This is a genomic window from Duganella sp. BJB1802 (assembly GCF_013369445.1).
In the GTDB taxonomy this organism is placed as follows: domain Bacteria; phylum Pseudomonadota; class Gammaproteobacteria; order Burkholderiales; family Burkholderiaceae_D; genus Rugamonas; species Rugamonas vulcania_A.
Genome location: NZ_JABWEF010000038.1, coordinates 1 through 9,153, shown reverse-complemented (window position 1 = coordinate 9,153; position 9,153 = coordinate 1). Strand labels below are relative to the sequence as shown.

Here is a 9,153-nt window from a genome sequence, read left to right as displayed (position 1 = left end):
CCGGCGGCGCCGGCGCCGCCGACTCTCCAACTATTCTAATCCTAAACTGCCGGGTCAATCACGTGATTTGCGCGCGACCTCCTCAAACCAGCGCGGGTGATGCTTCCGCGCCCACCCGTAGGTGACAGTGCCGCGCACCATGGCGCCTATCGAACCCTTCACCCACAAGCCCGCGTAGACGTGTATCACGATGGAGCAGATGATCACGAACGCGCAGAAGGCGTGCAGCAGCGCGGCGAAGCGTACGAGGTCAATAGGGAAGTAGAACGCGAAGTAGGCGCGCCAGATCACCACGCCCGACAGCAGCAGGCCGCACATGCAGAAGATCAGCACGAAGAACAGCACCTTCTGCCCCGCGTTGTAGCGGCCCACCTTGGGCACCTTGTCCTCCCGCTTGTGGATCACGTCGCCGATTTGATCCAACCACTGTTTATCGCCCGGCTCGAACCGGTTGTGATGCCAGAAGCGCACCACCAGCAGCGCGAACGACACGAACATCACCAGTCCGATAAACGGATGCAGGATGCGCGTCCACTGGCCTCCGCCCAGGAACATCGCCAGCCACGCGGTCGCCGGATGGAACATGGCCAGCCCGGACACCGCCAGCAGCACGAAGCAGATGGCGGTGATCCAGTGGTTGCTGCGCTCATTCGGCGTATAGCGCTCGATCAGCGGGTTGCCGTCCTTGTCGCGATCAGGTGTGCTCATTTTTCGCTCTCCCGGATACGGTTGGCTTCATGCAGCGCCTCGGCTTCCTCGTCCTTGCTCACCTCATTCGGCCCGACGCGCGAGTAGTGGAACCAGCCCGCCAGCGCCGTGACGGCGATGCCGGCCAGCGCCAATGGCTTGGTCAGGCCCTTCCACAGACCGACCATGGGGCTGATGCTCGGATTGGCCTTCAGGCCATGATAGAGGCCCGGCTGGTCCGCATGGTGCAGCACATACATCACGTGCGTGCCGCCCACGCCGGCTGGATCGTACAAGCCTGCGTTGGCGTAGCCGCGCGACTTCAGGTCCTCGATGCGCTCCGCGGCGTGGTCCTTCATGTCCTCCTTGGTGCCGAAGACGATGGCGCCGGTGGGGCAGGTCTTGACGCAGGCAGGTTCCTGGCCCACCGCCACGCGGTCCGAGCAGAGCGTGCACTTGTAGGCGCGGTCGTCCTTCTTGGAGATGCGCGGCACGTCGAACGGACAGCCGGCCACGCAGTAGCCGCAGCCGATGCAGTTCTCCTGATGGAAGTCGACGATGCCGTTGGTGTACTGGACGATGGCACCCGGCGAGGGGCAGGCCTTCAGGCAGCCCGGGTCCTCGCAGTGCATGCAGCCGTCTTTGCGTATCAGCCATTCAAGGTTGCCGTCGTTGGTTTCGTGTTCCGAGAAGCGCATCACGGTCCACGATTGCGGCGACAGGTCAATCGGATTGTCGTACACGCCGGTGGTCTCGCCGACGTCGTCGCGCAGGTCGTTCCACTCCATGCAGGCGGTCTGGCAGGCCTTGCAGCCTATGCACTTCGACACGTCGATCAACTTGGCGACGGTGCCGGTGACGGGCGTGCGCGCCACCGGTTCCTGCACCGTGGTGGCCGACATGCGCTTGATATCAAGGGATTGTAGTGCCATGGTTATTCTCCTCGGGCCGTCATGCTTTTTCCACTTTCACCAGGAAGGACTTGAATTCCGGTGTCTGCGAATTGCCGTCACCAACCGTCGGCGTGAGGGTGTTGATCAGGTAGCCCGGTTTGGTGACTCCCTTGAACCCGAAGTGGATCGGCAGTCCGACCTGGTGGGTCTTCTTGCCGTCGATGATGAGCGCCTTGATACGCTTGGTCACCACGGCCTTGGCCACGATGTGCCCGCGCTTGGAGCTGACCTTGACGCGGTCCCCATGCGCCACGCCGATCTCCTTGCCCAGGTCCTCGCCGATTTCGACGAATTGCTCCGGCTGGAGAATGGCGTTCAGGCGCGCGTGCTTGGTCCAGTAGTGGAAGTGCTCCGTCAGCCGGTAGCTGGTCGCCACGTGCGGGAACTCGGCCACCTTGCCCAGCTTGGCCCGGTCGCCAGGGAACATGCGGCCGACAGGATTGCTGGTGGCGCGCGCGTTCGTCGGGTGCATCGGGTTGTGGCCGACCGGCGTTTCGAACGGCTCGTAGTGCTCGGGGAAGGGTCCCTCGGCCATCGCATCGCGCGAGAAGAAGCGGGCCACGCCCTCGGCCAGCATGATGAAGGGCCCCATGCCGTTTTCAGGCGGCTCGTCCGCCTTGAAGTCGGGGATGTCGGCCCCGGCCCAGTTGGTGCCGTTCCATCCCACCAGCTTGCGCGTGGGGTCCCACGGCTTGCCCTTGGTGTCGCAGGAGGCGCGGTTGTACAGGATGCGGCGGTTGGCCGGCCAGGCCCAGGCCCAGTTCAGCGTCTGGCCGATGCCGGTCGGGTCGGAGTTGTCGCGCCGTCCCATCTGGTTGCCGGCCGAGGTCCAGCAGCCGGCGAAGATCCAGCAGCCGCAGGCCGTGCTGCCGTCGTCGCGCAGCTGGGCGAAGCCGGAGACCTGCTCGTTCTTCTTCAGGATGACTTTCGTCGGGTCCTTGGGATCGGTAAGCTCCTTCAGCGCCTTGCCGTTGTACTCCATCGCCAGTTCCTCCGGCGTTGGGCTGAATGGCTTGGCGTAAGGCCAGGTGAGGTTGACGATAGGGTCGGGGAATTTGCCGCCGTCGGTCTGGTACATCTTTTTGATGCGCAGGAAGATGCCGGACATGATCTCCAGATCGCTCTTGGTCTGCCCAGGACCGTCGGCCCCTTGCCAGTGCCACTGCAGCACGCGCGAGGAGCTCACCAGCGAGCCGCGTTCCTCGGCGAAGCAGGTGGTCGGCAGGCGGAACACCTCGGTCTGGATCTTGGTCGGATCGACCTGGTGGAACTCGCCGAAGGGACGCCAGAATTCCGCCGTCTCCACCGCGAGCGGGTCCATCACGACGAGGAACTTCAGCTTGGACAAGGCTTCCGTGATCTTCTGCTTGTCCGGCGCCGAGGCCAGGATGTTGAAGCCCTGGCAGATGTAGCCGTTCATTTTCCCTTGATGCATAAGCTCGAAGGCCTGCATCATGTCGTACGGCTTGTCCAGCTTGGGCAGGTAGTCGAAGGCGTAGTTGTTCTCCTCCGTGGCGGCGTCGCCCCACCAGCACTTCATGAAGCTGACCAGGAACTTCTTGGCGTTGCTGTAGTAGCTGAGCTGATTCGGACGCAAAGGCTTCAGCGCGCGCTTGGCGGCGTAGGCCTCGAAGTCCTGCTCCGCCTCGCCGGGCAGCGTCAGGTAGCCGGGCAGCATATTGGTCAGCAGCCCCAGGTCCGTCAGGCCCTGGATGTTGGAGTGGCCGCGCAGCGCGTTCATGCCGCCGCCGGCGATGCCGATGTTCCCCAGCAGGAGCTGCACCATGGCGCCGGTGCGCAGCGTTTCCGCGCCGGTGGAGTGCTGCGTCCAGCCCAGCGCATACAGGATGGTAGCGGCGCGGCCCGGAACGGCGGTCGACGCCAGCATCTCGGCGACCTTGTGGAACTTCTCGGGCGGTACGCCGCAAGCCTTCTCCACCATCTCCGGCGTGTAGCGCGCGTAGTGCTTCTTCATCAGCTGATACACGCAGCGCGGGTGTTCGAGCGTGGCATCGATCTTGGCAAAGCCGTCGTCGCCCATCTCGTAGTTCCAGCTGCTCTTGTCCGTGTACTTGCCCGCCTTGTCGTCCCAACCCGAATACAGGCCGTCGTTGAAGGCGAAGTCCTCGCGGACGATGAAGGGCATGTCCGTGTAGTTGCGGACGTACTCGTGCTGGATCTTGTCGTTCGTGAGCAGGTAGTTGATGATCCCGCCCAGGAATACGATGTCCGCGCCGGTGCGGGTAGGGACGTAGTAGTCCGCCACCGAAGCGGTACGGGTAAAGCGTGGGTCGACCACGATCAGCTTCGCGCCGCGATGCGCCTTCGCTTCCGTGACCCATTTGAATCCGCAAGGGTGTGCTTCCGCTGCGTTACCGCCCATGACCAGGATGACATCAGCGTTCTTGATGTCTACCCAGTGATTCGTCATCGCACCACGTCCAAATGTCGAGGCAAGACCTGCCACCGTCGGACCGTGTCATACACGCGCTTGATTGTCGAATGCCAGCATGCCCAGACTGCGCATGGTTTTATGGGTTAAGTAACCTACCTCGTTGGTCCCCGCCGACGCGCACAGCATGCCGGTGGTGGTCCAGCGGTTGACGGTTTTGCCGTCCGCCGTCTTGTCGATGAAATTGGCGTCGCGATCGGCCTTCATCAACTTGGCGATGCGGGTCAGCGCGTCGTCCCAGGAGATTTTGCTCCACTCGGTCGCGCCGGGTGCGCGGTACTCGGGCACCAGCAGGCGGTTTTCGGAGTGGATGAAATCGACCAGGCTCGCGCCTTTCGGGCAAAGCGTGCCGCGGTTGACCGGGTGGTCGGCGTCGCCCTCGATGTGGATGATGCTGGCCTTGGCGTTCTTGGCGCCGTCGCCCAAGCCGTACATAAGGATCCCGCAGCCTACGGAGCAGTAGGGGCAGGTGTTGCGGGTTTCGGTGCTGCGCGCCAGCTTGTACTGCCGGACTTCGGCCAGGGCCGATGCCGGCGCAAAGCCGAGAAGCGCGATGCTCGAACCCGCGATGGTCGCGCCAGTCACCCGAAGGAACTGACGCCTGGTCATCTGGTTCATGGGGTAAGCCTCTCATGATATGAAAAGACCTACCAAGTCTATCACTATAAAAACGGAAGTCCCGTAACGAATTGAATCAGATGTTGTGTTTTCGGCAGTGGGTGGTGCGGCAGCACCGCTTCGCCGCATCCCGTGCACGGTCCGGCGCAATCGGCTCGACCGGCGAGGCGCCGGCGCTTATCGTGACTTTTTACTCACATTGGAGACTATATGCACAAACTGCCGTCCTTTGTTTTTGCCCTCATTATCGCCACCTGGTGCGCCGCGCCCGCGCGCGCGGCCGACGCTGCACATGACGTCGATGTCGCCGCCATTCGCCAAGTCGTCCAGCAGTTCCAGTCCGCCATCATCGCCCACGACGGGAAAACCCTGGGAGGCCTGTTCCTGCCGGACCACGACAGCTGGCTATCGGTACTCGACACCCCAACCTGGAAATCGATCAAGGCGAACAACCCGGCGGCGCCCAAGGTGGTTCGCTCAAGCTGGAAAAAGTTCGCGGACTACATCCAGACTTCCACCGGGCCGGTCGAAGAGCGCTTCTACGACGTTCGCATTGAAACGAATGGCGCGGTGGCCTCGGTCTACTTCAACTTTGATTTCCTCGGCAACGGAAAAGTCACCAACCGTGGGAGCGAAAGCTGGCAGATGGTGCAGACCGGGGATGGCTGGAAGATTAGCTCGATGCTTTACTCGATAGGCGACTGACGCGCTAGAATCGCTGCTTTCCTCTCTCCCGGATACCCAGCGTGAAAGAACCCGCACCAAGACTCGTCGCCGTCCTTGCCGCCCTGCCGGTTGCCGCCTCCATGGCGATCCTCGGGCTGCCGGAGCTTGGGCATGGCTACGCCGCCGCTTTCCGGGGGCTGTACTTCGTCGCCTGCATGGTGTGGATCGTGCCATTGGCCTGGCTGCAGCGCCAGTTGTGGCGCCGTGAGAGCGCGTTGCTGGCCACAGTGGTGATCTTGCTGGCGGCAAGCTACGCGATGTCGGTGGCGAATGCGCTGGCGGGGCAGCATCTTGCGATCGCGCTCGGGCTGGCGACTGGCTACCGCTGGTCCCACCTGGTACAGGGACTGGACGGCTGCTGGCTGGCGCTCATCGCGTTCTGCGCCGTGCATGCGGTCGCGGTCTACTACCTGTCGCTGCAGCGTACCCGGTTGCGCCTCGCGCAGGCCCTCGCGCACGCGCGGGACGCGGAGCTGCGCGCCCTGCGCCTGCAGGTGAATCCGCACTTCCTTTTTAATACCCTGAATGCGATATCGGCGCTCGTCGCCGCTGGCGATAATCGCGAGGCCAATCGCATGATCGGCCGCGTGGCGGATTTTTTGCGCGCCACCCTCGTGCATGATGGCCGCCATGAACACGCGCTGGCCGAGGAACTGGCATTGATCGAGGCCTACCTCGGCATCGAGCAGGCAAGGCTCGGCGAGCGTCTGCGGGTGACGATGACGGCGGGCCCCGACGTGCTTGACGTGGCGGTCCCGTACCTGCTGCTGCAGCCGCTGGTCGAGAATGCGATCCGTCACGGCATCGCCCCGCTGGCGACGGCGGGCCGGCTCGACATCCGCGTCGAGCGTGCTGGCGCCAGCCTGGCGGTCGAACTGCTCAACGATGGACATCGGCCCGCGTCGGCTGCGACCACCGGCGCCGGCATCGGCCTTGCCAATGTGGCCGAGCGGTTGCGCCACCTGTACGGCGGGGAGCACCGGTTGGACGCTGACTGGCGCGGTGAGCGCAGCTTCCACGTGCGTCTGACGCTGCCGCTGCGGCCGATGGCGGCATGATGCCGGTCCCGATCAGCGTCGCGATCGTCGACGACGAGCCGCTGGCGCGGCTCGCGCTCAAGGCACGGCTGGCGCACAGGCCCGGTTTCGAGCTGGTGGCGGAGTATGGAGACGGCGACACCGCGGTTCAGGGGCTGGCCGCGTTGCGTCCGGACCTCGTCTTCATGGATGTCGAAATGCCAGGCCGAAGCGGGCTTGAAGTGCTGCGCGCGCTGCCTGCGGACGGCCGGCCCATGGTGATCCTGGTGACGGCGTATGACAGCTTCGCCTTGCAGGCATTCGACCTGGCGGCGTTGGACTACTTGCTCAAGCCGGTCGATGACGACCGTTTCGACGAGGCCTTGGACCGCGCAAGAAGGGCCTTCCCCTGGCGCAGGAAGAACGAAGAAGTCCGTTTGCCGGCGCCTGTACCCTGGACACACACGTTCACGATACGAACGGGGACGCGCACGGTACTCGTGCGGGCTATCGATGTCGAGCGCATCGAGGCGGACGGTGATTATGCGACGCTGCACGCGGGCGGCAAGACGCATCTGGTGCGGGAACCCCTGCATCTGCTGGCCATGCAGCTCGATCCGCTGCGGTTCCAACGCGTGCACCGTTCGGCTATAGTTCGCATCGACATGATCCAGGAACTGCGAGCGTTGACCAATCGCGACGCCTTGCTGCGCCTGCGCGACGGCAGCCTGCTGCGCGCGAGCCGCACCTACATGCCGGCGCTGCTGGAGGCAATTGATCGCCACAAAAGCCAGGACGTGAGCCAGGCCCGATGCGGTTGATTCCGCGTTAATTCGGAAGGTAGCAGGCGCGCAAGCGGGCGTAGTCGTAAAAATGGCTGACCGGGGTTAGCTTGGCCTGGTCGCATGCGCGCTTGAAGTCCGCTTCCTTCTCGTTGTACAGCATGCGGACCAGCGTGCGGCCCTCGTCGTTGACGTAGACATCCCACTGGATGTTGGCAGCCATCGGCGCGACCGCTTCGCCGCGCCAGTTGCTGTTGTCGTAGCTGTAGGTCGCCGCGCGCGGCAGCGGCTCGGACATGCCGGGCAGGCCGAGGATGGCCGCCATCGGGATCACGATTTCCGCGTGGCTGAAACGCAGCTTGGCGGCGTGCGACAGGTTGCCCCTGGCGATTGCGTCCACTTCGCTGAAGAAATCGTCGAGCAGCGTTTGCGCCATGCGGTAATTGACGCCGCCGTTTTCGCTGATGCCGGGGCCCTTGGTGTAGAAGGCGATGGCGTCCTCGGTGGCCGCGAACACCGCCGCCTGCGCCGCCGGCAGGTAGCGGGTGAAGTCGGTTTTCAGTTCGGCCCTCATGTCGGCCGCCGCCGAGTACAAGTCGTACAACGCCTGCGCCGCGTCGATCGCGGACTTGATCTCGGTGTCGCCGTCGCCGGTCAGCTTGTTGGTGAACTGCTTGTCGGCGCTGGTGTAGCTGTAGGTGCCAGTGTTGGCGGCGCTGTAGCGGCCCTGATCCAGTCCGGTGATGAAGGCCGGCGTGAACAGGCGCTCCAGCACCGCCCTGGCAGCCGCCGCGACCTGCGGCTGCGCCAGGATGGCAGCTTCGCGCGCACGCAGCTCGTCGCTCCGGATCCAAGCCTGGTATTCCTGGCTGGCCCGCCAGGTGGCGTACAGCGGATCGCCGCTGTCGGCCACCGCATCCTGCTTGGCGCTGAGTTTGTGGAAGTAGAGCAGGAAGCGGTCGGTGCCCGCAGGGCGGCTGTCGTGATTCGTTTCCGCGCGCGGCGCCAGCGATGGCGGACGCACGATCAGCGCTTGCAGCTTGGGTTGCTGCGCCACCAGCGAACCGGCGAAATACTCGCCGCTGTCGACCGCGCGGTCCTTGCCGGAGGTGACGAGCAGGATGCGGCGTTGCGCGGCCACGGCGTCAGTGAACAGCTGCGGCAAGCGGCGGACCATGCGCTCGGCCAGCTGCTTGTGCTCCGTCACGCCTTGCATGGTCTCGTTGCCGTAGCCAGGCTTGGTGATGCCGGCCACGCCGTAGCCCAATAGCGCATTGGCTTTCATCATTTGCAGAAGATCGTCGCCCAACTGGGCGCCCAGCGGCGTCAGCGCCTTCTCCTTTTCCGCCAGCTGCCAAAGCTTGTATAGCGCAAGGTCGGTCTTCATGCTGCTCAAGCCGCGCGACCCGTGCCGCGCCAGCAGCTGGGTGTAGACCGCGCGGTAGCCTTGCGGCGGCGCCTCGTAGCTGGTGCTGGGCTGCTGCGGTTGATACGGCGTCTTGGTCTGGTAATACAGCTCGCCGGACGCATTCAACAGCAACAGGGACAGGGCGGCGCCGGCCGCGAGGCGTGGTGGTTTCATGGTTTAGAAGTCTACGCGAACATTCACGCTGGCGGTGCGCGGCGATCCCACGTTCAGGTAGTTCTCCTGGTAGTAGGTCCAGTATTTGCGGTTGGCGATGTTGGAGATGTTGGCGCGCACGCTGACCATCTTGCCGAAGTAGCGGTGACGGTAGTTGAAGCCCGCGTCGAACAGCGTGTAGGCCGGCAGCGTGTTGACGTTGGCCGCATCCATCGGCAGCTCGCCCAGGTATTGCGTGCCGGCGTGCAGCGCCAGGCCAGGCAATACGTCGCGCCAGGTCGCCTGCACCGACACCTGGCGGCGTGGCGCGCCGACCCCCCGCGTGCCCCTGAACCCC

8 protein-coding genes are annotated in these 9,153 nt (G+C 64.2%); 3 read left to right on the top strand and 5 right to left on the bottom strand.

The features are described 5' to 3' along the window. Nucleotides 1–54: 54 nt before the first annotated feature. Genes HUX88_RS31545 through fdnG form a run of 3 tightly spaced genes read right to left on the bottom strand, consistent with a single transcriptional unit; the run spans nucleotide 55 to nucleotide 4,710 of the window. Nucleotides 55–708 (bottom strand): formate dehydrogenase subunit gamma, encoded by a 654-nt coding sequence (locus HUX88_RS31545; RefSeq protein WP_176364336.1) that lies wholly within the window; start codon nucleotides 706–708, stop codon nucleotides 55–57. Further along, complete coding sequence (fdxH, locus tag HUX88_RS31540; RefSeq protein WP_161082252.1) at nucleotides 705–1,619, bottom strand: formate dehydrogenase subunit beta; 915 nt, start codon at nucleotides 1,617–1,619, stop codon at nucleotides 705–707. Before fdxH ends, HUX88_RS31545 begins: the two co-directional genes overlap by 4 nt. Before the next feature lie 19 nt (nucleotides 1,620–1,638). Continuing rightward, a complete protein-coding gene (gene fdnG, locus HUX88_RS31535; RefSeq protein WP_176364335.1) occupies nucleotides 1,639–4,710 on the bottom strand; it encodes a formate dehydrogenase-N subunit alpha in 3,072 nt (1,023 codons plus the stop codon). A gap of 210 nt (nucleotides 4,711–4,920) precedes the next feature. Here fdnG and HUX88_RS31530 point away from each other — a divergent pair, with 210 nt between their 5' ends. From HUX88_RS31530 to HUX88_RS31520, 3 genes are read left to right on the top strand one after another with little or no spacing between them, the layout of a single operon-like run. Next, the gene (locus tag HUX88_RS31530) at nucleotides 4,921–5,415 is read left to right on the top strand and encodes a nuclear transport factor 2 family protein (protein ID WP_176364334.1); all 495 of its coding nucleotides are present in this window, start codon (nucleotides 4,921–4,923) and stop codon (nucleotides 5,413–5,415) included. 41 nt (nucleotides 5,416–5,456) lie between these two features. Next, on the top strand, nucleotides 5,457–6,494 hold the full coding sequence (locus HUX88_RS31525) for a sensor histidine kinase (protein WP_373886867.1): 1,038 nt from the start codon (nucleotides 5,457–5,459) through the stop codon (nucleotides 6,492–6,494). After that, a complete protein-coding gene (locus HUX88_RS31520; RefSeq protein ID WP_176364333.1) occupies nucleotides 6,491–7,273 on the top strand; it encodes a LytTR family DNA-binding domain-containing protein in 783 nt (260 codons plus the stop codon). The genes HUX88_RS31525 and HUX88_RS31520 overlap by 4 nt, the downstream gene beginning before the upstream one ends. A 7-nt stretch (nucleotides 7,274–7,280) precedes the next feature. On the opposite strand, the gene HUX88_RS31515 is transcribed toward HUX88_RS31520, so the two are convergent. Then, nucleotides 7,281–8,816: a histidine-type phosphatase gene (locus HUX88_RS31515; RefSeq protein ID WP_176364332.1), complete on the bottom strand. Its 1,536-nt coding sequence runs from the start codon at nucleotides 8,814–8,816 to the stop codon at nucleotides 7,281–7,283. A 3-nt stretch (nucleotides 8,817–8,819) separates the two neighbouring features. After that, nucleotides 8,820–9,153: TonB-dependent receptor domain-containing protein (locus tag HUX88_RS31510; RefSeq protein ID WP_176364331.1), on the bottom strand; the 334-nt coding region annotated here is incomplete at its 5' end.

Bases quoted from the DNA above. Each gene is read 5' to 3' on its own strand.
- HUX88_RS31515 (WP_176364332.1), bottom strand. From the start codon at position 8,816: ATGAAACCACCACGCCTCGCGGCCGGCGCCGCCCTGTCCCTGTTGCTG.
- HUX88_RS31545 (WP_176364336.1), bottom strand. From the start codon at position 708: ATGAGCACACCTGATCGCGACAAGGACGGCAACCCGCTGATCGAGCGC.
- HUX88_RS31520 (WP_176364333.1), top strand. From the start codon at position 6,491: ATGATGCCGGTCCCGATCAGCGTCGCGATCGTCGACGACGAGCCGCTG.
- fdxH (WP_161082252.1), bottom strand. From the start codon at position 1,619: ATGGCACTACAATCCCTTGATATCAAGCGCATGTCGGCCACCACGGTG.
- HUX88_RS31530 (WP_176364334.1), top strand. From the start codon at position 4,921: ATGCACAAACTGCCGTCCTTTGTTTTTGCCCTCATTATCGCCACCTGG.